The 22,901-nt window shown below is 57.9% G+C and carries 21 protein-coding genes; 10 read left to right on the top strand and 11 right to left on the bottom strand.

From position 1 onward, the window contains the following. Nucleotides 1-52: 52 nt before the first annotated feature. From JHL21_RS07700 to JHL21_RS07685, 4 genes are read left to right on the top strand one after another with little or no spacing between them, the layout of a single operon-like run. Nucleotides 53-973 carry a carbohydrate ABC transporter permease gene (locus JHL21_RS07700; protein ID WP_169194589.1) on the top strand — a complete coding sequence of 307 codons (921 nt, stop codon included), beginning with the start codon at nucleotides 53-55 and terminating at the stop codon, nucleotides 971-973. Continuing rightward, nucleotides 970-1,845: a carbohydrate ABC transporter permease gene (locus JHL21_RS07695; protein WP_200212826.1), complete on the top strand. Its 876-nt coding sequence runs from the start codon at nucleotides 970-972 to the stop codon at nucleotides 1,843-1,845. Before JHL21_RS07700 ends, JHL21_RS07695 begins: the two co-directional genes overlap by 4 nt. Beyond that, complete coding sequence (locus tag JHL21_RS07690) at nucleotides 1,846-2,511, top strand: N-acetylmannosamine-6-phosphate 2-epimerase (protein WP_200212824.1); 666 nt, start codon at nucleotides 1,846-1,848, stop codon at nucleotides 2,509-2,511. Then, entirely contained in the window at nucleotides 2,508-3,455 is a 948-nt protein-coding gene (locus JHL21_RS07685) for an N-acetylglucosamine kinase (protein ID WP_200212822.1), read from the top strand. Before JHL21_RS07690 ends, JHL21_RS07685 begins: the two co-directional genes overlap by 4 nt. Here JHL21_RS07685 and JHL21_RS07680 read toward each other — a convergent pair. From JHL21_RS07680 to JHL21_RS07670, 3 genes are read right to left on the bottom strand one after another with little or no spacing between them, the layout of a single operon-like run. Continuing rightward, the gene (locus tag JHL21_RS07680; protein WP_200212821.1) at nucleotides 3,452-3,814 is read right to left on the bottom strand and encodes a hypothetical protein; all 363 of its coding nucleotides are present in this window, start codon (nucleotides 3,812-3,814) and stop codon (nucleotides 3,452-3,454) included. The genes JHL21_RS07685 and JHL21_RS07680 overlap by 4 nt on opposite strands. After that, complete coding sequence (locus JHL21_RS07675) at nucleotides 3,807-4,685, bottom strand: hypothetical protein (protein WP_200212820.1); 879 nt, start codon at nucleotides 4,683-4,685, stop codon at nucleotides 3,807-3,809. The genes JHL21_RS07680 and JHL21_RS07675 overlap by 8 nt, the downstream gene beginning before the upstream one ends. Nucleotides 4,686-4,734: 49 nt before the next feature. After that, nucleotides 4,735-5,202 carry an Lrp/AsnC family transcriptional regulator gene (locus tag JHL21_RS07670; RefSeq protein WP_200212819.1) on the bottom strand — a complete coding sequence of 156 codons (468 nt, stop codon included), beginning with the start codon at nucleotides 5,200-5,202 and terminating at the stop codon, nucleotides 4,735-4,737. A 124-nt stretch (nucleotides 5,203-5,326) separates the two neighbouring features. Here JHL21_RS07670 and putA point away from each other — a divergent pair, with 124 nt between their 5' ends. Next, nucleotides 5,327-8,704, top strand: coding sequence for a bifunctional proline dehydrogenase/L-glutamate gamma-semialdehyde dehydrogenase PutA (putA, locus tag JHL21_RS07665; RefSeq protein ID WP_200212818.1), 3,378 nt, complete (start codon nucleotides 5,327-5,329; stop codon nucleotides 8,702-8,704). Between the two features lie 153 nt (nucleotides 8,705-8,857). Here the strand turns inward: putA and JHL21_RS07660 are convergent, their stop codons facing one another. The 5 genes from JHL21_RS07660 to JHL21_RS07640 all read right to left on the bottom strand — a co-directional run bounded on the left by JHL21_RS07660 (nucleotide 8,858) and on the right by JHL21_RS07640 (nucleotide 12,875). Beyond that, nucleotides 8,858-9,352: a GAF domain-containing protein gene (locus tag JHL21_RS07660; protein ID WP_200212817.1), complete on the bottom strand. Its 495-nt coding sequence runs from the start codon at nucleotides 9,350-9,352 to the stop codon at nucleotides 8,858-8,860. A gap of 61 nt (nucleotides 9,353-9,413) precedes the next feature. Next, nucleotides 9,414-10,142: an ABC transporter ATP-binding protein gene (locus JHL21_RS07655; RefSeq protein ID WP_200212815.1), complete on the bottom strand. Its 729-nt coding sequence runs from the start codon at nucleotides 10,140-10,142 to the stop codon at nucleotides 9,414-9,416. Continuing rightward, nucleotides 10,139-10,972, bottom strand: a complete 834-nt coding sequence (locus tag JHL21_RS07650) for an ABC transporter ATP-binding protein (protein ID WP_200212814.1) — start codon at nucleotides 10,970-10,972, stop codon at nucleotides 10,139-10,141. Before JHL21_RS07650 ends, JHL21_RS07655 begins: the two co-directional genes overlap by 4 nt. Continuing rightward, nucleotides 10,972-11,874 carry an ABC transporter permease gene (locus JHL21_RS07645; protein WP_169194600.1) on the bottom strand — a complete coding sequence of 301 codons (903 nt, stop codon included), beginning with the start codon at nucleotides 11,872-11,874 and terminating at the stop codon, nucleotides 10,972-10,974. Before JHL21_RS07645 ends, JHL21_RS07650 begins: the two co-directional genes overlap by 1 nt. Next, nucleotides 11,871-12,875: an ABC transporter permease gene (locus tag JHL21_RS07640; protein ID WP_367948174.1), complete on the bottom strand. Its 1,005-nt coding sequence runs from the start codon at nucleotides 12,873-12,875 to the stop codon at nucleotides 11,871-11,873. Before JHL21_RS07640 ends, JHL21_RS07645 begins: the two co-directional genes overlap by 4 nt. Before the next feature lie 203 nt (nucleotides 12,876-13,078). Between JHL21_RS07640 and JHL21_RS07635 the strand changes: the two genes are divergently transcribed. The 4 genes from JHL21_RS07635 to JHL21_RS07620 all read left to right on the top strand — a co-directional run bounded on the left by JHL21_RS07635 (nucleotide 13,079) and on the right by JHL21_RS07620 (nucleotide 17,526). Beyond that, on the top strand, nucleotides 13,079-13,747 hold the full coding sequence (locus JHL21_RS07635; protein ID WP_200212812.1) for a helix-turn-helix domain-containing protein: 669 nt from the start codon (nucleotides 13,079-13,081) through the stop codon (nucleotides 13,745-13,747). Further along, nucleotides 13,744-15,327 (top strand): ABC transporter substrate-binding protein, encoded by a 1,584-nt coding sequence (locus JHL21_RS07630; protein WP_200212811.1) that lies wholly within the window; start codon nucleotides 13,744-13,746, stop codon nucleotides 15,325-15,327. The genes JHL21_RS07635 and JHL21_RS07630 overlap by 4 nt, the downstream gene beginning before the upstream one ends. 141 nt (nucleotides 15,328-15,468) lie before the next feature. Beyond that, the gene (locus JHL21_RS07625; protein WP_200212810.1) at nucleotides 15,469-16,569 is read left to right on the top strand and encodes a Xaa-Pro peptidase family protein; all 1,101 of its coding nucleotides are present in this window, start codon (nucleotides 15,469-15,471) and stop codon (nucleotides 16,567-16,569) included. Between the two features lie 219 nt (nucleotides 16,570-16,788). Next, nucleotides 16,789-17,526, top strand: coding sequence for a glucosamine-6-phosphate deaminase (locus tag JHL21_RS07620; protein WP_200212809.1), 738 nt, complete (start codon nucleotides 16,789-16,791; stop codon nucleotides 17,524-17,526). A gap of 65 nt (nucleotides 17,527-17,591) precedes the next feature. Here JHL21_RS07620 and JHL21_RS07615 read toward each other — a convergent pair whose 3' ends face one another. Beyond that, a complete protein-coding gene (locus JHL21_RS07615) occupies nucleotides 17,592-18,458 on the bottom strand; it encodes an AraC family transcriptional regulator (RefSeq protein WP_200212808.1) in 867 nt (288 codons plus the stop codon). A gap of 96 nt (nucleotides 18,459-18,554) precedes the next feature. Here JHL21_RS07615 and JHL21_RS07610 point away from each other — a divergent pair, with 96 nt between their 5' ends. Beyond that, on the top strand, nucleotides 18,555-20,009 hold the full coding sequence (locus tag JHL21_RS07610; RefSeq protein ID WP_200212807.1) for an alpha-glucosidase/alpha-galactosidase: 1,455 nt from the start codon (nucleotides 18,555-18,557) through the stop codon (nucleotides 20,007-20,009). Between the two features lie 62 nt (nucleotides 20,010-20,071). Here JHL21_RS07610 and JHL21_RS07605 read toward each other — a convergent pair whose 3' ends face one another. Both JHL21_RS07605 and JHL21_RS07600 read right to left on the bottom strand, forming a co-directional pair. Beyond that, entirely contained in the window at nucleotides 20,072-21,736 is a 1,665-nt protein-coding gene (locus JHL21_RS07605; protein ID WP_200212806.1) for an ABC transporter ATP-binding protein, read from the bottom strand. Between the two features lie 11 nt (nucleotides 21,737-21,747). Then, nucleotides 21,748-22,881: an ABC transporter permease gene (locus JHL21_RS07600; RefSeq protein WP_200213042.1), complete on the bottom strand. Its 1,134-nt coding sequence runs from the start codon at nucleotides 22,879-22,881 to the stop codon at nucleotides 21,748-21,750. Between the last annotated feature and the right edge of the window lie 20 nt (nucleotides 22,882-22,901).

The raw sequence follows: 22,901 nt of genomic DNA, 5'->3' as shown, positions 1-22,901 counted from the left end.
GAGGCAAGGCCAGCGCATAGAGCCTGACTATTAAGCCCAAGCGAGCACCAAAATGCCTCAACTCCGTATGACCGGTCGCGGTCTCTGGATCACCATGCTGATTGTGCCGCCGCTGGCTTTCGTGGCGCTCTTTATCGTCTATCCAATTCTGTCCGCCTTCGCCTATTCCTTCTTTGATTGGCAGGGGCTGAAGCGCGGCGACTTCGTTGGTCTTGAAAACTTCCACACGGTGCTCTTCGTCGAGCCTTACCGCAGCTGGACAATGAATGCCTTCAAGAACAACGTCATAGTATTCTTCGCGCTGATGGTGCTGCAGAACGGCTTGGGCTTTATCCTCGCCTATGCGCTCTGGCGTGAACTGCCCGGCGCCCGCTTCCACCGGATCGCCGTCTTCCTTCCCGTGGTGCTCTCGACCATCATCGTGGCTTACCTCTTCAAACTCTTCTACCATCCGATGTTCGGCGTGGTGAATTTGACGCTGAAGTCGGTAGGACTGGGCTGGCTCGCACAACCTTGGCTGGGTCAGTCGGGCACGGCGCTGTGGTCGATCATTGTCGCGCAGGCCTGGCATATGGTTGGTTTCCCAACTCTCGTCTTCCTTGCGGGCATGCAGCGCATTCCGGGAGAAATCCTTGACGCGGTCCGCATGGAAACCGAGAGCGAATGGGTGAAGATCACCAAGGTCGTTTGGCCGCTGGTCGCGCCATCCGCGACAATCGTTTTCACCTTGCTCTTCGTGGGCGCATTCAACTGGTTCGAGCTGCCTTACATCATGGCAGGCCTTGATGGGTCGCCGTTCGGCTCCTCGGACGTGCTTGGCCTCTACTTCTACCGAACCGCCTTCGGCAATGTCTCTGCCGGTCAACAGGACTTTGGCCTTGGCAGTGCGCTGGCTGTGCTCATCTTCGTCTTTATTGCGGTCGTGGCTGCTGTCATCACCACCCGCCTGCGCGCTCGTGAGATCCAGATATGACCTCTGCTTCCGCTGCTGCCGATAACAAATTCTATCAGCGTAAGGGCCTACTCGGCACTTTGGGGCGTGATGGTCTGTTGCAGGTCATTCTGATCGCCAACACCATCATCATGCTCGGGCCGATAGTCATCATGGTCTTTTCGGCGTTCAAGACGACGCCGGAAATCTTCAAGTCACCTTATGCGCTGCCGGACTTTGGGCAGATCGCCAACTTCATGAAGATTTGGACGCAGACCAATTTCCTGCGCTATCTGATGAACTCGTTCATCGTCACTGGTTCGTCAATGGCGCTGATCCTAACGCTCGGGACTATGGCGGCGTATGCGCTGGGGCGTTATCAGTTCAAAGGCTCGACCTTTATTCTGATGTTCTTCCTCGCTGGCCTGACCCTGCCGCTGAAGCTAGCGATCATTCCGCTTTTCATGCTTTTGCGTGATCTGCAGATCCTCAACAATCAGCTCTCACTGATCTTCGTCTACACGGCTATGGGCCTGCCGACGACTATCTTCATTATGACCGGCTTCATCCGCACGCTGCCCAATGAGCTCGAAGATGCCGCCCGTATGGATGGCGCTTCGGAAGCGCGGATCATGTGGTCGATCATGCTACCACTCGTGCGTCCGGCAATGGTGATCGCTGCCATTCAGAACGTCGTGCCAATCTGGAATGACTTCTTCTTCCCGCTGGTCTTTATCCAGAATGACGACCTGAAAACCCTGCCGCAGGGCCTCACCACCTTTATGGGCGAGTACACGACCGATTGGGGTGTGCTCTTCGCGGGGCTGACTCTCTCGGCTGCGCCGATCATTCTGATCTACATCATTCTGTCTAAGCAGTTCATCGCTGGCATGACTTCAGGCGCGGTTAAATAAGTGCACCTTCCAAAAGGCCTCATCGTTTCTTGCCAGGCGCGTGCGGATAATCCTCTGCACGGGCCACGATTCATGGGCGCTATGGCGCTTGCTGCTCGCGACGGTGGTGCTGTCGCGGTGCGGGCCAATGGCCCGGTCGATATTGCGGCTGTCAAAGCTGCGGGGTTGCCGGTGATCGGCATTCACAAGGTGTTTGCAGACGACCGCCCGGTCTACATCACTCCGAACTTCGAGGCCGCTGCGGCTATCGTTGAGGCGGGGGCGGAGGTGGTGGCGCTCGATTGTACCGAGCGCCCGCGTCATGGTGAACATCCAAGTGTGCTCATACGTCGAATTCGTGGCGAGTTAGGTGCCGAGGTCTTTGCCGATATTTCGACGTTGGACGAGGGACTGAAGGCCGCAGATTGGGGGGCGACCTATCTCGCCACTACGCTTTCTGGTTACACCGAATACACCCAGCCTAAGCCAGCTGAGCCAGACTATCTGCTGCTCGAAAGATTGGCGGCCCAGCAAACGCTTCCGGTGATCGCCGAGGGGCGTTACAACACACCTGACCTCGTTCAGCGCGCGTTTAGCGCTGGCGCTCATGCAGTTGTTGTCGGCACCATGATTACCAATCCGCGCGAAATCACCCGGACCTTTGTTTCCCAAGGCGTCCCCAAATGAGCACTGCGGTGCACCTTGGGCTTGATATTGGCGGCACGGGCAGCCGCTGGGTTGCCGTGAATGAAACCGGTGTTGAATTAGCGCAGGGCAAAACTTCCGGTGCAACGGCGCATCTGTTCAACCCAGCTGAAAAACTACGGATCACCGCAGCCTTTGAGGCTATTGCAGCCGAGGTGTTGGCTGCTGGATATGCGGTTCAGTCGCTGACGGTCGGTATGACCGGTTTTGGCTCGGCAGTGCGCGACGATATGCTGGTGCTGGTCTCTGGCATTTTTGCGCTGCCAAGCGACGCTATAGTGCTGATCGACGATATTGTGCTGGCCTATATGGGGGCGTTTGCGCCGGGCGAGGGGCATCTTATCTCTGCAGGTACAGGCTCTATTGGCGTGCATATTGCCGAAGGTGAGGCTCCCAATATTCGCGTTGGTGGCCGAGGTATCCTCATCGATGATGGCGGGTCGGGCAGCTGGATTGCACTACGTGCGCTTGATGCGCTCTATCGCCAGATCGACCGGTTCGGTTCCGCGGCTGAAGCGAGCCCACTTGGTAAACACATGTTCGAGCTTGTCGGCGGGCAGGGCTGGGACTTTGTTCGCAGCTTTGTCTATGCCGGGGACCGTGGCCGGATTGGCCAATTGGCCGTCGGCGTGGCGCGGGCGGCCGATGAGGGCGATGAGATTGCGCGGGATATTCTCGTCCGGGCGGGGCAAGAACTTGCTGCTTTGGGCGAGGCGCTTATTGCGCGGGCCGGCACTAAGCCGGTGGGCTATATCGGCGGGGTGCTCAATTTGCACCCGATCATTTTCGACACCATCCGCGCCTCACTGCCCGGTTCCGATGTGACGCGTCTTGACACCAATGCGGCTTTGACGGCGGCAAGGCTGCAGTCAAGTGGTGATGCTGCTTGGAAAGCGACGCTAACGCATAAGCCGACGCTCGGTTAGCCCCAAGGCCCCGGCGTGGCAGTGCTTGTTGGTGCCCCTTGCGGCACGGCGACAACGCTGACCGCGCAAATGGCATTTCGAGCGACATCAGTGAGCATAAAGAACTCGGCCATTTGCGAGCGCAATTGCTCGTCGACCTGGCCGAGGTTTTCTATAAGGGTGAGGATCGAACGGCCATAGCCATTGGCGGTGAGAAGTGCTGCGAGCTTTTGGCTATCGCTGCTCTCCCCAAGGGCGAGGATCAGTCGTGCCCCCGGTTCTACCGCGCTGAGGGCTGTTTCTACATCTTGGTCGCGGAGATCGAAGGTTTTCACCTGATCCAGGTCCCACAGGAGCTTTGCGGCCGCGTGTTCAAACAAGACCCGATTCCCGGCCAGAAGCGATGAGAGCATCGCTAGCGCTGTCGATCATCAGCACAGAATGAGGCGCGAGACGAAGGGCAGGGACATATGCCGAGCTGGCCGCTTGGGCGAGCTTTTGTAGCGCGGATGCCGGCAGACCGTCTTTGGGAAGGCTCAGCGCAAAGCTGGTGCCTCCGCCGAGCAGGCCAATGCGACCCAAGCGCGGAGACTTTGTAGACGCTGTCTTGTTGGAATATGGCACGAAGAGATCGCTGGCGCGGGCCTCGGGGCCGAGTGCGGCGAGGGCGCTGAGCAGAGCCAGAGTTGTCGACACCGCAGTATCGAAATCGACGGTTTGCGGTTTGCCGCCGCCAATGGTGACGGCCCAGAGATCATTACCTTGTGCCGTCACGCACACATCTGCATCGAGACCATCGAGTGTGATGGCACCCCTGCCATCAACGATGAGGTGAACCGTATTGCCGAGGCGGGCGGCGAGAGGCGCAGTGCGCTCTTTTAAAAGTGTGACGAGACGGGCAGTGGCTGGGTCTTCAGTTGGGTCGAGCCCGAGTAGGGGACTATGGTCGACGAAGAATGCTGGTTCGACCTCGGCGGTTGCCACAATTGCATCGCGTATAGCGGGGGTGAAAACCTCTGGCGAGATGCTGGAAACCTCTAAAGTGCCGCGCGAACAGATGCCAACGCGGGCGGCGCCTAGGGGGAGCAAAATCTCGCTGAGCTTTGAGAGCTGTACTGGCGTAAGTACGCGGCTGGAAATGGGCAGGCGGAACAGCAGCCCTTCGGTCGTGACCAAGGGTTTGAAAATGCTCGGATAGTCGCCACGTTGGCGTGCATCTTCTGGGCTGGTGATAAGTTCGCTAATGGCCATGGGCGCGTCATAGCAAGCTTATTCGGCCAACACTACTGCGACAGTACATTCACTCCGCGTCGTCTTTGACCGCTTCCATCGAGACATGGGTGGAGGTTTGCGCGACATGCGGAAGGGCCGAGAGCTTTTCGCCCAGAACTTCGCGGTATGCGGCTATGTCCTTAGTTCGGACTTTGAGCAGATAATCAAAGCTTGAGGCGATCATATGGGCCTGTTCGACCTCGGGCAGGGCGCGGACCGCTTTGTTGAAGGCTTCGAGCGCCGCCTTGCGGGTGTCACTGAGTTTGACTTCGACAAAGGCAACGTGTGGCAGGCCGAGGCGTTTAGGATCGATCACCGCGCGATAGCCTAGGATATAGCCTTGTTCTTCCAGCCGTTTAATTCGGGCCTGACACGGCGTCTTCGAAAGGTTCACCCGGCGGCTCAGCTCAGCCACGCTGATACGGCCGTCTTTGCTCAATTCGTCCAAGATCTTGCGATCGATCTGGTCGATTTGACTATTGATGGCATCTTTCATGGGTGATTGTCCTGCAGTGCAGCTAAACAATCGCACGTATGTCGCGAAAAATCCATATCATCAGTGAAATCACCTATTCGCCTTCTGGCAATATCATCCGGATTTCTTATTAGGGTCTCGCCCCATGGTTTCCGCTTCTGACGCCCGTCGCGCTCTGCACGAACGCATTTACGCTGACGAGTCCAGCCTCGTCCGCTCGCTGATCACTGCCACCGAATTTACCACGGAAGATCGCAAGGCGATTTCGGCCCGCGCGGTAGAACTGGTGGAAGCGGTGCGCAGCGGCGCCAAGCTTGGCCTGATGGAGAGTTTCCTTTCCGAATACGGTCTCGACACCGAAGAAGGTCTCGCGCTCATGTCCATGGCCGAGGCGCTGTTGCGCGTGCCGGACAATGAAACCGTTGACGCGCTGATCCAAGACAAGATTGGCGGCGCGAACTGGGCGAGCCACTTTGGGGCGTCGGAAAGCAACCTCGTCAATTTCTCCTCTTGGGCGCTAAATCTCACCTCGCAGGTTCTCAGTCAGCCAGAAGTTGGCCCAACCAATGTCATCCACCGTGTTGTAGCACGTCTGGGCGAACCGGTGATCCGTACCGCTGTTCAGCAGGCGATGCGTATTCTAGGAGGTCAGTTCGTCTTCGCCCGTTCGATTGACGAAGCGATTTCCAATGCTAAGAAGCCAGAAGCTCTGGGCTACCGCTATAGCTATGATATGCTGGGTGAAGCGGCCCGCACCGCTGAAGATGCCAAGCGCTACTTCGATGCTTATATGCATGCGATCACCTCGCTGGCCCCACATTGCGTGCATGGTTCGGTGCGCGACAATCCGGGTATTTCGGTCAAGCTGTCGGCGCTGCATGCGCGTTACGAAGTGGCGCAGCGCGACCGCGTCATGACCGAATTGGTCGACGCGACCCGTAAACTGGCTATCGTCGCTGCTAAGGCGAACATGAGCTTCAACATCGACGCGGAAGAAGCGGATCGTCTCGATCTGTCGCTCGACGTCATCGAAGCAGTTCTGGAAACTCCAGAACTGGCGGGCTGGGATGGTTTCGGCATTGTCGTGCAGGCCTATGGCAAGCGCGTACTGCCTGCGATCGACTGGCTCGATGCGCTCGCCGAACGCCTTGGTCGCCGTATCATGGTCCGCCTCGTTAAGGGCGCCTATTGGGACGCCGAAATCAAGCGCGCGCAGGTGATGGGCCTTGAAGGCTATCCCGTGTTCACGCGCAAGGCCGCTACGGACGTCAGCTATATGGCTGCAGCGCGGAAGCTGTTTGCCTCTAAGAACATCTACCCGCAGTTCGCGGGCCATAACGCACACACCGTTGCCGCTATTCTACACCTAGCGCAGGCAGCTGGTCGCAGCGCCGACACTTGGGAATTGCAGCGTCTGCATGGCATGGGCGATCAGCTCCATGAAGTCGTGCGCCAGCAGCACCAGACGACCTCGCGTATTTACGCACCAGTCGGCCCACACAAAGACCTGCTCGCCTATCTCGTTCGTCGTCTGCTCGAAAACGGTGCCAATGGCTCGTTCGTCTATCAGATCGCCGACAAGGACATTCCAGCGACAACCGTTGCCGAAGATCCGATTGCTAAGCTCGAAGCGCTCGGCGACCAGCTGCACAATACAGCGATCCCTATGCCAGGGGATATATTCCCCAATCGCGCTAATTCCCGTGGCTATGACCTGACCCACCCAATCGCTTTCGGTCAGCTCGATGCAGCACGCGAGGCATTCCGCACCCATCAGTGGGTGGCCGCCCCCTATGGCGCGATGAGCCGCGCGGACACTGCTGCAAAGCCAGTGATTAACCCTGCAGACCACAACGATGTGGTTGGCACAGTGATTGACGCGACACCGGAGCAAGTGGCGGAAGCTGCGACCTATGCCGCTAAGTCCAACTGGGCACAGGTGCCGGTCGCAGACCGCGCTGCGGCACTGACCCGTACCGCAGAGCTGTTTGAGGCCAATACGGCAGAATTCTTTGCCCTGCTCACTCGTGAGGCCGGCAAGAGCTGGAATGATGCGATCGCGGAAGTGCGTGAAGCGGTCGATTTCCTTCACTATTACGCAGCGGAAGCGAAAAACCTGAGCGGCGAAGCCCGTGGCCCGTTCGTGGCGATTTCGCCCTGGAACTTCCCTCTGGCGATTTTCACCGGCCAGATCGCGGCAGCTCTCGTCGCCGGTAATCCGGTTCTGGCAAAGCCTGCGCCGCAAACCCCGCTGGTGGCTTACCGTGCGGCTGAACTGATGCGTCTCGCGGGTATTCCGGTTGATGCACTGCAATTGCTGCCGGGTGGTCCGGACGTAGGTGCGGCTCTGACCTCGAACCCAGATGTGAAGGGTGTTGCCTTCACTGGCTCGCTGCCAACAGCCAAGCGCATCGAAAGCTCGATGGCGGAGTACCTCGATCCATCCGCGCCGCTTATCGCGGAAACCGGTGGTCTCAACGCCATGGTTGTGGACACCACCGCATTGACCGAACAGGCGGTGCGCGACATCCTCGCTTCGGCCTTCCAGTCTGCTGGTCAGCGGTGCTCGGCCCTGCGCATTCTCTACGTTCAGGAAGACTGTGCGGACAAGACCATCACCATGATCAAGGGGGCGATGGATGAGCTGCGTCTGGGCAATACCTGGGACATTGCCAATGACGTTGGCCCGGTGATCGATGCTGCCGCAACGGGCAAGATCGATGCTTATGTGACCGAGCGCACGGCCAATATCATCCACCAGATGAAGGCTCCCGCGGGCGGCACGTTCGTTGCTCCGACCATTTTGAAGGTCGACGGTATCGAAGACATGCCGGAAGAAATCTTCGGCCCAGTTCTGCACGTCGCCACCTTCAAGGCCGAGGGCCTACCCAAGGTCATCGAAGCGATCAACGCATCGGGCTATGGCCTGACCTTTGGACTGCATACCCGTATCTCGACCCGCGTGAAGTCGATTGCCGAACAAGTTCATTGCGGCAATATCTACGTCAACCGCAACCAGATCGGTGCGGTCGTAGGCAGCCAGCCGTTCGGCGGCGAAGGCTTCTCGGGCACAGGCCCCAAGGCTGGTGGCCCGAACTATCTGCCACGCTTCACCAAGGGTGCAGGTGCATTGCAGACGGCAGCGATCGAGTTGCCGGGTCCAACGGGTGAAACTAATACGCTGCATGTCTTCCCGCGTGGTGTCTTCCTCGGTCTTGGACCAACGGACGCCGATATTGCGGCGCAAAAGGCCATGGCAGAAGCAACTGGCTGCGTGTTCTTTGCCGACAAGACCGAAAAAGACTGGCGTGCTTGCGGCGAGCATTTCGACGCAATCGCTTGGTTCGGTGACGCCGACACGTTGCGTACGATCCGTCAGGATCTCGCCAAGCGCCAAGGCGTGATTACTCCGCTGCTCACAGGCCCGCAGGATATCGTGCGCTTGCAGCATGAGCGTCATGTCTGCATCGACACCACTGCTGCTGGTGGCAATGCGACCTTGATGGCTTCTGCGGCCGTCTAAACGAGCTTCAGGTTTCGACCTGCGAGGCCCTCCTGTGCTGACCCACGGGAGGGCCTTTTGGTGTGTGGAGCAGGCGTGACGACGCAATTATGGATGGCAGGCACAAAAAAAGCGCCCCCAAGGGAGCGCTTCAAATTTCGTGTGCCTAAGGCCTTAGAGCGTGGTGGCAACCAGTACAGCGAGCTTGGCTGGGGTGCCGAGTACGTTGCGGATGGTTTCAACCTTCTCAGGTGTGAAGTGCCCCTCAACGTCCAGCATGTTCATGGTGCCGATGAGCTTGTCCTTGACGATAACCGGATAGTTCACCACCGACTGGCAGCCCAGCGCGTTGATGGTTTCGTGGTCGAACAGAACCTTGGCGATGTCTTCAATGGTGTTGGCGACATAGCATTCACGCTTGCCATGGACGATGTCGAACCACGGACCATAGTTCAGGGGCTTGGTGCCGGAAGTTGGGTAGGTTTCCGGGTGGCTGGTGTAGGCGCGGCGGGAGACCTCGAGGTCCCAGTCGACCAGCATGACGGTGAAGAGCTTTGCGCCAACAACGTCACGCACCAACGTCTGCAGAGCCGAGAAGGCGTCGTCGGCAGTGGTTGCCTTGGCAATAGCGGCATCGAAGGCCACGACAGCTTTAGTATGGTCAGTCATGTCTCAAAAATAGTCCTGAGATGCGCCCTGGAGAAGGGCAGGGGAATGCCAATGGCCGCACCTAGTGGTTAGCGGCCATCAATTCGCGCGAGTAGGGTTCTTTGAGTTCGCCGCGCTTAAGATCTGCGACGTCAGCAATCTCGACAATCTGACCCTTCTGCATGACCGCAAGGCGGTCGCAGAGGAAGCTCACCACCGGTAGATTGTGCGTCACCATGAGATAGGTGAGGCCCTGTTCCTTACGGAGGCGCTTGAGCAAGTTCAGAATTTCAGCCTGAACCGAAACGTCCAGCGCCGAGGTCGGCTCATCGAGCAGCATGACCTTGGGTTCGAGCATCAAAGCGCGCGCAATAGCAACACGCTGGCGCTGACCACCCGAAAGCTGGTGCGGGAAGCGGAAGCGGAAACGCTTGTCGAGACCGACATTACGCAAGGTTTCGTCAACGCGCTCATCGCGATTGCCAATACCGTGAATGGCCAAAGGCTCAGTGAGCACGTCGTCAATGGTCTTGCGCGGATGCAGCGACCCATAGGGGTCCTGAAACACCATCTGGACCTGACGTGATACGCTGCGGTCAATGCTGTGGCTGCGCGGCTTGCCGAGCACCGAGATCTCGCCGGTCCATTCCGGTGCAAGACCCGCAATGGCGCGCAAAATCGTGGATTTGCCCGAGCCACTTTCACCAACGAGGGCAAAGCTTTCGCCCTCAGGAATGGATAGGTTCACCCCATGCACGACCTTGCTGTCGCCATAGGAAATGTCGAGGTTCTTGAGTTCAATCGCGGTCATGTGCCAGCCCATAGTGTGCGGTCGAGCACAGGAAGTTCGTCACGGGTTTCGTTGAGCACCGGCATGGCGGCCAGAAGGCCTCGCGTATACGGATGCTTGGCATTGTGCAGTTCGCTGGCCACGCATTCTTCAACAACCTGGCCTGAGTTCATCACAAGGATGCGGTCGCAATAGCGGCTGACGAGGTTGAGGTCGTGGCTGATTAGGATCAGACCCATGCCTTTGCTGGTGACAAGGTCGTCGATGATGTCGAGCACCTGAGCCTGCACCGAAACGTCGAGCGCCGAGGTTGGTTCGTCCGCAATCAGCAGTTCAGGCTTGGGGATCAGCATCATGGCGATCATGATGCGCTGGCCCATGCCGCCCGAGACTTCGTGCGGGTAAAGCTTAGCGACGTGTTCTGGATCGTTGATACGGACAGCATGCAGCATTTCGATAATGCGTGCGTGAACATCCTTACGCGGTAGCTTCTGGTGTGTGACCAGAGCTTCGGCGATCTGATCGCCCACGGTCATGACCGGGTTGAGCGAGAATTTTGGGTCCTGCATGACCATGGAAATGCGTGCGCCACGAATGGCGCGCATCTGCTTGTCGGACTGGGCCATGAGGTCGATGCCATCAAACTCAAGCTTGTCGGCAGTGACCTGACCGGGCTTGCGGATCAGCTTGAGGATGGAGCGGCCCGTCATCGACTTGCCCGAACCACTTTCGCCCACAATGCCCAGCCGTTCGCGACCCAGGTTGAAGGACAAGCCCTTCACCACTTCGACGCGACCGGTATTGGTGGGGAAGCTGACGCGCAGGTTTTCAACTGTGAGAAGAGTATCCATTAGCTCTTGCCCTCGCTCTTGGGGTCAAGCACGTCGCGCAGACCATCGCCGAGGAAGCAGAAGCCCAAGGAGACAATGATGATGGCGAAGCCCGGCATGGTGGCGACCCACCACTGATCGAGAATGAAGGTACGGCCACGCGAAATCATGGCGCCCCATTCTGGCAGCGGCGGCTGTGCGCCAAGGCCGATAAAGCCAAGACCGGCAGCGGTAAGGATGACGCCCGCCATGTCGAGAGTGACGCGAACGATCATTGACGAGGTGCAGAGAGGCAGGATGTGCTTGACGATCACACGGACTGGACCACCACCGGATAGGCGCACTGCCGAAATGTACTCGGCATTGCGAATGGTGAGAGTTTCAGCGCGCGCGATACGGGCATAGGCCGGCCAAGCGGTGATGGCGATGGCGATAATGGCATTGTTGATGCCAGGGCCAAGCGCCGCCACGAAGGCGAGAGCCAAAATGAGCTTAGGGAGCGACAGGAAAATGTCGGTGAATCCCATAAGGATTTTGTCGACCCAGCCGCCGAAATAGCCAGCAATCGCACCTACCAAGAGGCCGAGTGGCGCCGAGATCAGTGCCACCAGCATGACGATGGTGAGGGTGATCTGCGAGCCATAGACGACGCGCGAGAAGATATCGCGCCCAAGCTCGTCGGTGCCCATCCAGTGGTCACCCGAAGGCGGCAGCAGACGATTTCCAAGGTTTTGGCCGGTTGGCGAATAGGGGGCGATCCATGGCGCGAAAGCTGCGGTAAACAGCAGCACCAGAATGATCACACCACCCAGAACGGAGAGGGGATTGCGCAGCAGAGCGGTGAAGACGCGATAGGCGCGACCCACATTGGCCTGAAGCTTCGAAGTCGGGGAATCGGCCAGTAGCCAATCACGAGTGGTCATGAACGGGCCCTCGGATCGAGGACGCGATAAAGCACGTCCGAAACTTTGTTGATGACGATGAACACGGCGCCGATGACAAGGGTGGACCCCAGCACAGCATTCATGTCGGCGTTGAGCAGTGCAGAGGTCAGATAGTTACCAATGCCGGGCCAGGAGAACACGGTTTCGATCATCACCGAGCCTTCAAGCAGACCCGCATAAGACAGACCAATAACAGTAATCAGAGGCACGAGAATGGGCTTGAACGCATGGCGCCAGATGACGACGCGCTCCGGAACACCCTTGACGCGAGCCGTGGTGACAAACTCCTGGCTCAGCTGATCGAGCATGAAGGAACGCGTCATGCGGGCGATGTAAGCGAGCGAGAAGAAGCCGAGGACAGACGCTGGGAGAATGAGGTGAGAAACCGCATTCCAGAAGATGTCGAAATCGCCGGAGATGACGCTATCGATCAGGATCATGCCGGTGATCGGGGGCACTAGACCATCATAGAAGATGTCCAGTCGGCCCGGACCGCCAACCCACTTCAGGTGTGCGTAGAACAAGGCAAGGCCGACGAGACCAAGCCAGAAGGCCGGAACGGAATAGCCCAGTAGGCCAATGACGCGGATGACCTGATCAATCCAGCTGCCCTGCTTGGCGGCAGCTGTGACGCCCAGCGGAACGCCCATCGCGACGCCAATGAGAATGCCCAAGGTGGCCATTTCAAAGGTCGCGGGGAAGAAGCGGCTGATGTCGTCAGCAACGTCACGACCAGTGGACACCGATTTGCCCAGATCGCCTGAGAAGACATTACCGACATAGGTGATGAACTGCTGCCAGAGCGGCTGATCTAGCCCCATCGCAATCTTGGCGGCGTCGTATTGAGCCTGCGTTGCGCGGTCACCGACGACTGCCAGAACCGGGTCAATCGGGATCACACGGCCGATAAAGAAGGTTATCGCCAAAAGGCCAAGAAAAGTGAGGAAAAGAGTTATGACAAAGCCGGCAACCGCCGAAATCTGACGCTTGAGGCGCCGATTCCGGTTTTTGTTCGGGCTTGCTGATGGTGTCGATGTTTGGTCGAGCGCCACGTAATTTCCTTTATTAGAAACAGCAATTTAGCACCGCAAAAAAGTTCATTTTGCGGTTTCAATGGCTGCAGATTTCGCTTTCACCATACTAGCAATTTTGCTTATATCAAAAAAATTTTGGTGGGATGGGTATGACAGAAGCGGTCGCGAAAGTGAACCAGGCGGATCACCCGAAGGTTGGTGCACTCATTCGCGCACGCCGTCGTCAGCAGCAATTGACCCTTGTGGAACTAGGGCAGGCCGCAGAGGTTTCGGTGGGCTATTTGAGCCAAGTCGAACGCGACCATGCCACACCATCTTTGGGAACCTTGGCGCAGATTGCGCGCGCCCTTGAGGTGCCAATCGACTACTTCATCTCCGCGCCCACGACCGCCAACGCCTTGACGCGGGCAGGGGAACGCAATCGTTTTTCGGTCGACGGATCCTCGGTCGTCTACGAACGGATCGGCGCAGATTTTCCAGGCAATCAATTGTCGAGCTTTCTGCTGACTGTGCCGCCGGGCTATCGCTCCGAAACCGTTGCCCATGAGGGCGAAGAACTTATTTTTGTTCTGGAAGGGTCGATCACCCAACGTCTCGACGGCGAAGATATGGTGATGAGCGCAGGCGACAGCCTGCACTATCGCGGCAACCTTCCGCACTCGTGGTTCAATTTGTCCGATCAGCCGGCGCGCCTGCTGTGGACGGGAACCCTTACACTCTTTCGCTCAAACGCCGGCCCGCGTGCTGGCCAGAGCACAACCAAAACCGGCGCAAACAAGCCGGCTCGTAAAATAAACCCTAAGGAGAAACGCTCATGAAGCTCTTCCGCGCTGCCTTGCTGGCGACTGCGCTCACCCTGCCTGCGGCAGTTGGTGCAAACGCAGCAACCCCTGCAAACGCCCTGGTCATTGCCCAGAACATCGACGATATCGTCGCGCTGGACCCGGCACAGGCCTATGAATTCTCGGCTGGCGAAATCAACGCCAACCTCTATGACCACCTGGTGCAGTACGCAGCAGAAGACACCACTGTTCTGGCACCGGGTCTGGCGTCTTCTTGGGTTGCAGACGAAGCGGCAAAGTCGTTGACCTTCACCATGCGTGATGGCGCAACCTTCGCATCGGGCAACCCTGTCCGTGCAGAAGACGTGCACTACACCTTCAAGCGTGTTGTGACCCTCAACAAGACCCCGGCGTTCATTCTGACCCAGCTCGGCTGGACCCCAGAGAACATTGACGAAATGGTCACTGTTGACGGCAACACCGTTACCGTTCGTTGGTCGGGCGATTTCGCTTCAGCATTCGTTCTCAACGTGCTTGCAGCACGTCCGGGCTCGATTGTTGACCAGGTTCTCGTCAGCGCCAACGAAGTTGACGGCGACTGGGGCAATGCTTGGCTGAACACCAATTCGGCTGGTTCGGGTCCATTCGTTCTGACCGACTACCGTGCGGCCGAAATGGTCCGTATGCAGGCCAATGCCAATTACTGGGGCGGCGCTCCGGCAATGGAACAGGTCATCATCCGCCACGTGGCTGAAGCCGCAACTCAGCAGCTTCTGCTGACCTCCGGCGACGTTGACATGGCCAAGAACCTGACCCCCGACCAGATCGGTGGTCTGGGCGATGCGGTTAAGGTTGAAACCTATCCGCAGTCGGCTGTTCACTTCCTCTCGTTCAACCAGAAGACCGAAGAGCTGACCAACCCAGCTGTTTGGGAAGCTGCACGTTACCTCGTCGATTATGACGGCATGACCCAGACCTTCCTCAAGGGTCAGATGGAAAAGCACCAGGCCTTCTGGCCAAAGGGCTTCCCAGGCGCTCTGGAAGACACCCCGTTCACCTACGACGTTGAAAAGGCAAAGCAGATTCTGGCTGACGCTGGTGTTGCAACGCCGCTCAACGTGACGCTCGACGTCATCAACTCGGCTCCGTTCACCGACATCGCGCAGTCGCTACAGGCTGGTTTCTCTGAAGTTGGTATCAACTTCGAAATCCTGCCAGGCACCGGCGCCCAGGTCATCACCAAGTACCGTGAACGTACCCACCAGGCGATGCTGCTGTATTGGGGCCCAGACTTCATGGATCCGCACTCGAACGCTAAGGCGTTCGCGTACAATTCCAACAATGCCGACGACGCATATGCAGCGACCACCACTTGGCGCAATGCTTGGGCCGTTCCGCAGGAAATGAACGACAAGGTCACTGCGGCTCTTGCTGAAGCTGACATGGACAAGCGTAACGAGATCTACCTCGACCTGCAGAAGCAGGTTCAGGCAGATGGCCCGATTGTCATCATGTTCCAGGCAGCCCTGAACATCGGCATGGCGAACAATGTCAACGGTTACGTCAACGGTTCGAACTCGGACTTCGTTTACTACCGTCTCGTCACCAAGAACTAAGTTCTTGTGATGTTTGTCTGATTGCTTCCGCCTCTCCCCAGCAATGGGAGGAAGGGGCGGGAGCAGCTAGGCCCAAAAGACAAAAAACCGAAGCCGGCCTCGGGCCGGCTTTGGACTTCTTAAACCTGCAGGATTTGCATCATGAACCCCATTCTCGCCGCCCGCCTCGAAAAGCTGCGCGAGCGCATGACCGCCACATCCACGGACCTCGTGGTGATTGGCCCATCCAGCCATATGGTCTATCTGGCCGATCTCTCGCCGCATGGCGATGAGCGCCCGGTGATGTTGATGGTGAGCCAGAGTTATGCCGGGTTCCTCATGCCTGCGCTGAACGCCGATGCGGCGCGTCAGCACACAGATTTACCGTTCTTCCCTTGGTCAGACGCTGAAGGCCCGAACGCGGCATTGGAGCAGCTGCTGGACGCCACCGGCATTGACCGCAGCGCACCATCGGTTGTGCTTGACGAAACCATGCGTGCTGACTTTGCGCTGCTCGTTCTTGATGCTCTGCCGGGTGCAAGCCGTCGCTTCACTGCAGATACTGTTGGCTATCTGCGTTCGCGCAAGGATGAAGCCGAAGAGGCCGCGATCAAGGCCTCGCATCTGCTCAATGACCGTGCCGTTGAAGCTGCCTTTGCTCAGCTCAAGGAAGGCATGACCGAGAGCGAAGTCGCTGACTTCATCAAGGGTTTCTACAAGGCCAATGGCGCTGAAACCGTGTTTTGCTCGGTCTGCTTTGGTCCGAATGCTGCGTTCCCGCATCACCATACCGGTGACACTAAGCTCAAAGCCGGCGACGCGGTATTGATCGACACAGGCGGTCGAATTGGCGGCTATCCTTCCGACATGACGCGCATGGGCTTCTTTAAGACCAAGCCCGAAGGCTATGACGACATCCACTCTGTGGTTGATGCTGCAGTGGAAGCTGCGCTCGCGGCCGCAGTTCCCGGTGTGCCGGCCCGTATCGTTGATCAGGCCGCGCGCGATGTGATCACAGCGGCTGGTTATGGCGAAAAATTCGTACACCGCACTGGCCACGGCCTGGGCATCGACGTGCACGAAGCGCCTTACATCACCGGCGCGTCGGAGACCATTTTGGACAACGGCATGGTGTTCTCGATCGAGCCGGGCATCTATCTGCAGGGCCGGTTCGGTTTGCGTCTTGAGGAGATTGTCATCATCCGCGATGGCAAGGCCAAGATCTTCTCGGAAATGGCGCGCACCGCCGTTGCTGCGGGTTAAATCTGCCACACAAGCCGGGTGTCTACGACTTTGGTCGGGGACACCCTTGCTTAGTTCGTAGCGAAGTTATTGACACCGCTGCGAGCGTGACCCATTCAATGGCGGTCTTCAGAGACATCTGATGACCCGTTTCTGCTCAAGCCACACGTCTTCTGCGACTTGGGCTCGTCCGTGTTGCAGCGCGTTCATTGCGCGCCCGAATAGAGATTTGTGTTTGCTATGACCAAGCCAGAATTCCGCGTTTTTAACTCGGGTGAAGAAGTTGCCGCTGCTGTCGCCCGCCACCTCGCAGAAACCCTGTCGGCAAAACCCGCAGCAACCTTGGGCTTAGCAACTGGCAAGACTTTTATCTCGATTTATGCCGAGGTTGTTGAACGCTTCAAAAAGGGCGAGATGACCTTTGCGCAGGCTGCGAGCTTTAACCTGGACGAATATGTTGGCCTGCCTGCAGGTCACCCTGCCTCTTTCCGCAGCTACATGGAAGAGAATCTCTTCCGTCACGTCGATCTGCCTGCTGCGGACGTGCATCTGCCGAGCGTTGAAGGGGAAGTCGAAGCCTCCTGCGCCGCCTACGAAGCCGCTATCGCTGCCCGTGGTGGCATTGATTTGCAGCTCCTCGGCATTGGCCAGAACGGTCACATCGGTTTCAACGAACCCGGTTCCGCTTTCGATAGCCGCACCCGTCAGGTTGAGCTGACCCAGTCGACCATTGAAGCCAATACCTCGGACTTCCCTGCTGGCGAACTGCCGCCGCCAAGCGCTGTGACCATGGGCGTGGGTACCATCGTCGATGCCAAGGAAATCGTGCTGGTGGCGCTGGGCGCCAATAAGACCGAGGCCCTCAAGGCCGCGTTTGCATCGGCACCGAGCACTGACTGCCCTGCCTCGGCTCTTCAGGCCCACGGCAAGGTCGTGGTCTATTGCGACGCCGCTGCCAAGGGCGACATCGAAGGCTAAGTTTTGCTGAAGACTTAGATTTTGAAGGGGCAGGGGGAAACCTCTGCCCTTTTCTTTGGGTAAAACTACGCCGCCTCGAAGCGGGTGGCGCGATGGGCGAGCGGAGCGGTGTTGCGAACGCGGCGGAAGACTTTTGCGAAGTAGTTTCCGTCGGCAAAACCGGTCATGGCAGCGATATCGACGACGCTCATTTCGGTGGCGAGTAGCAGACGCTCAGCTCGGGCGATGCGGCGTTCCAGAACATAGGTCGACGGGGGCGTGCCGACGGCGGCCGTAAAGCTGCGCACGAAATGGGCTCGGCTCATCCCCGCTAGTCCCGCAAGGCGATCGACATGCAGTTCGCTCGCCAGATTGTCCTCAACATAGGTGATGACACGGTCTATGGCCGGTGGGTGCGTTTGCGCGGAATGAGCGTGCGCGCGGAACGCGGCGTCATGCAAGGTTGTTAGCGCCGCGTAGCCGAGGCTGGCCGCTTGACCGGGGCTGACCGATGGGGTGGTGAGGCAAGCGAGTGTCGTCGCTACCAGACGGTCGATTTCACTCTCAGATAGAGTAAGCACCGGACCGGCGTGGGACAGAATTTCGAGCGCCAGCCGCATGGCCTCGCGCCCGCTGATGACCATCCAGAAATACTCCCAATGGCCGCCGCGATCGAGAAAATAGTGATGGTCATGGGGCATGGTGACGAGCATGGTTTTGCCCGGGGTTAGCTTGTGGCGAACACCAGCATATTCAAGAATGCCTTCCCCAAATGTGGTGTGCTGCAGAACGAGGAAGGGCGCAGTGCCGCGCTTCATTCCGTCCCATGAATAGTGCTCATTGCGCCGTTGTTCATAGCCTGCGCTGACAGCCATGCAGTGCAGGTTCATCCCGCTGCGCGGCGGCGTTAGGCGCTTGAGATCAAAACCATGATCGATGAGTTGGCTGAGCATAAAATTACCCGAAATCGCACAAGCTTTCTCTACACCGCATAAGGCGTGTGGGCTAGCTCTATTGGTAAGGTGCAGTCTCGGCGCTCGGGAGGAATTATGTCGTTTAAGGTCACTGTTATCGGTGCGGGCTCGGTGGGGTTCACCAAGACCCTGATCTCAGACTTGTTGAAAGTGCCGGAGTTCGTGGAGTGCGAGTTCGCGCTGACCGATACCAATCCGCACAATCTCGATATGGTCCGGCAGATTATTGAGACGATCGTCTCGGTCAATAAGCTCCCCGCCAAGGTGACGGCGACGACCAACCGGCGTGAGGCCATTGCTGGGGCGCGCTATGTGATGAGTTGCGTCCGTGTCGGTGGGCTTGAGGCTTTTACCCACGATATCAACGTGCCGCTGAAATATGGCGTCGATCAATGCGTGGGCGACACCATCTGCGCCGGTGGTATTCTCTACGGGCAGCGCAATATTCCGGTCATTCTCGATTTCTGCAAGGATATCCGCGAAGTAGCGGAGCCTGGCGCGCTGTTTCTCAACTATGCCAACCCTATGGTGATGAACACTTGGGCGGCCGACCTCTATGGCGGCGTCAATGTCGTGGGGCTGTGTCACGGCGTGCAGCATGGGGCGCATCAGATCGCCAATGTGCTGGGCGTGACGGACGATGAACTGGACTATGTCTGCGCCGGGATCAATCACCAGACTTGGTACATCGATGTACGCGCTAAAGGACGGAAAATTGAGGCGGATGAGCTGATTGCTGGCTTTGAAAACCACCCGGTTTATTCAAAGCAGGAGAAGGTCCGCATCGACGTCCTCAAGCGGTTTGGTGTCTACTCGACCGAGAGCAATGGCCACCTTTCAGAATACCTGCCCTGGTATCGCAAGCGCCCGGAAGAAATCAGCCGCTGGATCGACATGAGCGATTGGATCCACGGGGAAACCGGGGGCTATCTGCGCTATTCAACTGAGCGACGGAATTGGTTTGAAACCGATTTTCCGATGTTCAAGGAGCAGGCCAATAAGCCGCTCTCTGAGCACAAACGCACCTCTGAACACGCCAGTTATATCATCGAAGCAATGGAAACAGGCCGTACCTATCGCGGGCATTTTAACCGCCGCAACAATGGGATTATTACCAATCTCCCCGCTGACGCGATTATTGAAAGCCCGGGTTTCGTAGACCGCTTCGGCATCAGTATGGTGGAGGGGATAACTTTGCCAACTGCTTGTGCGGCCACATGTTCTGTCTCCGTGTCGGTGCAGCGCATGTCGGTAGAAGCAGCGATGACGGGCGATCTCAACCTTCTGAAATTGGCAGTGTTGCACGACCCACTCGTTGGCGCGATTTGTACGCCGGACGAGGTCTGGGCCATGGTCGACGAAATGGTCGTCGCTCAGGCTCAGTGGTTGCCGCAATACGCCGATGCTATCCCAGCGGCGGCTGAACGCGTGGCGAAATCCACGGTCAAGACACGTGACTGGGAAGGGGCGGCGCGCAAGCGTGTCCGCTCCGTGGACGAACTGCGCGAAATGCGTGGTGCGCACCACTAAGACGACAACTTCCTCTGTTCCTCAAGACGCCCCGTCCTCCCGGCGGGGCGTCGCCTTTTTGACTAAGCCGCGATTTCAAACGCCGCACGCACAAGGCGCTTGGTGTAATCGGTCTGCGGGTTCAACAGCACTTCATTGACCGGGCCTTGCTCCACGATTTTTCCGTTTTGCATCACCATAACCCGGTGGCAGAGAGCGCGGACAACTTTTAGGTCGTGGGAGATGAAAAGGTAGGAAAGGCCGCGTTCGTTCTGCAATTTGCGAAGCAGTTCAATGATTTGCGCCTGCACCGAAAGATCGAGTGCGGAAGTAGGCTCGTCGAGGAGAATGAACTCCGGCTCGAGCGCGATGGCCCGAGCAATGGCAATACGTTGGCGCTGACCACCGGAGAACTCATGCGGGAAACGCTGGAGGATGGTGTCGGGCATGCCAGCGTCGCGTAGGGCCTGCCGCACGCGGTCGAGCCGCTCTGCGCGATTGGCGCCTATGCCATTGACGATCAGGCCCTCTTCAATGATCTGGCCGATCGACATGCGCGGGTTGAGCGATGAGAACGGGTCCTGGAAAACGATCTGCATACGCGAGCGCAGCGGTCGCATGCCGTTTCGGTCTAGACCGTCGATCCGCTGGCCGTCGAAGGTAATCTGGCCGCCTTGATTGCCGATGAGACGCACAAGAGCCTGACCAAATGTGGTCTTTCCCGAGCCGCTTTCGCCAACGATTCCAAGGGTTTCGTGGCGCATAAGTTTAATGTCGAGATTGTCCACGGCCTTGAGTTCGTAAAACTCGGCATTGAAGAGCCCGCCGCGTTTGAGCGTGAAGCTGACCTTCACATTTTGACCTTCGAGCACGGTGTCGTGCGCGCCGTCTGCGAGCGGCTCAGCGGTGCCCTTGGGTTCGGAGGCCAGCAAGTGCTGGGTGTAAGGGTGTTGCGGGTTTTGGAACAGCGCTTCAGTGACGTTGTGCTCCTGCACACGACCGTTCTGCATCACATAGACATAGTCTGAGAATTGCCGGACGATGGTCAGGTCATGGGTAATGAGGATCACCGCCATGCCGTACTTGTCCTTGAGATCCTTGAGAAGATTGAGGATTTGGGCCTGAACGGTAACGTCTAGCGCGGTGGTTGGCTCGTCGGCGATAAGAATGTCCGGGCGATTGGCGAGAGCCATGGCGATCATGACACGCTGGCGCTGACCGCCCGACAGCTGGTGCGGATACTGCTGGAGGCGCGCCTTGGGATCAGGAATTTGGACCTCGGCCATCAAGGCCTCAGCCCGGGTCATTGCCTCTTTGCGGGAGACGCGATTGTGCAAATGGATCACTTCGCACAGCTGCTGCCCGATGGTGTAAACGGGGTTCAGGGAGCTCATAGGCTCTTGAAAGATCATGGCAATATCATTGCCGCGAAGCTTGCGCATCGCCTTATCGCTCATGGCGACAATGTCTTTTCCCGCCAATGATATGCGCGTTTGGGGGAGAATGCTGGCGCGCTTGGTGAGGAGCCGCATGATGGTGCGGGCGGTTACGGATTTACCCGAACCGCTCTCGCCCACAATGGCGATGGTTTCGCCCTTGTGGAGTTGGAAGGACACGTCGCGGACAGCGTTGACGATGCCATTTTCGACTTTGAAATCAACGCCAACATTGCGAGCGTCGAGGATGAGCTCACGTCCATGTTGGCCGAGGTCGAGGCGTTCGGGGGGAGCGAGGTTCTCTTGTGTCATGGTCGCGCTCCTCAATAGGGGTCTATGGCGTCGCGCAGGCCGTCACCCAACGCGTTGAAGGCAAAAACGGTAACAAGAACAAAGCCTACCGGCGCGAGGATCCAAGGGTAGGAGCCTATGACGGAGAAAACGCCGGTGTCTTGCAGCATTAGCCCCCATGAGATGAGGGGCGGCTTCACGGCAAAGCCGAGGAAACCCAAGAAGCTCTCCAAAAGCACCACGGTCGGAATAGCCAGCGTCACCGAAACGATGATGTGGCTCAAGACGTTAGGGAGGATATGGCGCAGAATGATGCGCCGATCCGTGGCCCCAATAGCGATTGCCGCGCGGACATATTCGATGCGGGCCAGCGACAGGGTTTTGGAGCGGACTTCACGCGCCAGCTGCGCCCATCCTAACACTGACATTACGAAAATTACGAATGATAAGAATAGGTTAGATGGTGCGGTGACCGGTATTAGCGAGGTCAGCGCCAGATAAAGTGGCAGCTGGGGGAAGGCGAGAACGAACTCAACAAAACGCTGCAACCACGCATCAAGCCGTCCACCGATATAGCCGGAGGTAATGCCCACCAGCGTGCCTACTGTTGTGGTGAGCGCGACCACTGCGAGAGCGATCATAAGCGATATTCGGGAGCCGAGGATACCGCGGGACAAAATATCTCGGCCCATGCGGTCGGTCCCCAAAAGGTGGAGCGGGCGACCGTCGGTTGAGCCGAAGAAATGGATATTGGCGGGGATGAACCAGAGCATTTGGTATTCATACCCCCGGACGAAAAAGCCAGTGGGCGTTGGGTCGTCCTTCACTGCGCCGGTGAGTGGCTGATAGGTAACTGGGTCAAATTCGCCAGTATCGCCAATGGGGTAGACCCAAGGGATTAGACTGAAATTGCCGTTTGGATCTTCAAAGGCGATGAGGTCTGGCGGCGCGAAGGGGAGGTTTGCAGCCTTCGGGTCCATGGGTGCGAAGAAGTCGGCAAAGATCGACATGACCAGCAGCATGCAGACCAAAATCAGTCCGATCATCCCCATGGTGGAGCGACGAAAACGCCGCCAAACTAAGCTTGCATAGGTCTCATTGCCCGAGCCGTGACGGCTCACGACGATGGGCGTTTCGTTGGCATTTTCGGGGCCAGATTGGTTCATCTGGCTGGCACTTTTGGGCG

This window comes from Devosia sp. WQ 349K1 (assembly GCF_016595685.1).
In the GTDB taxonomy this organism is placed as follows: Bacteria; Pseudomonadota; Alphaproteobacteria; order Rhizobiales; family Devosiaceae; genus Devosia.
The sequence above is the reverse complement of the archived record's forward strand: the minus strand, read 5'-3'. Positions and strand labels throughout refer to the sequence as shown.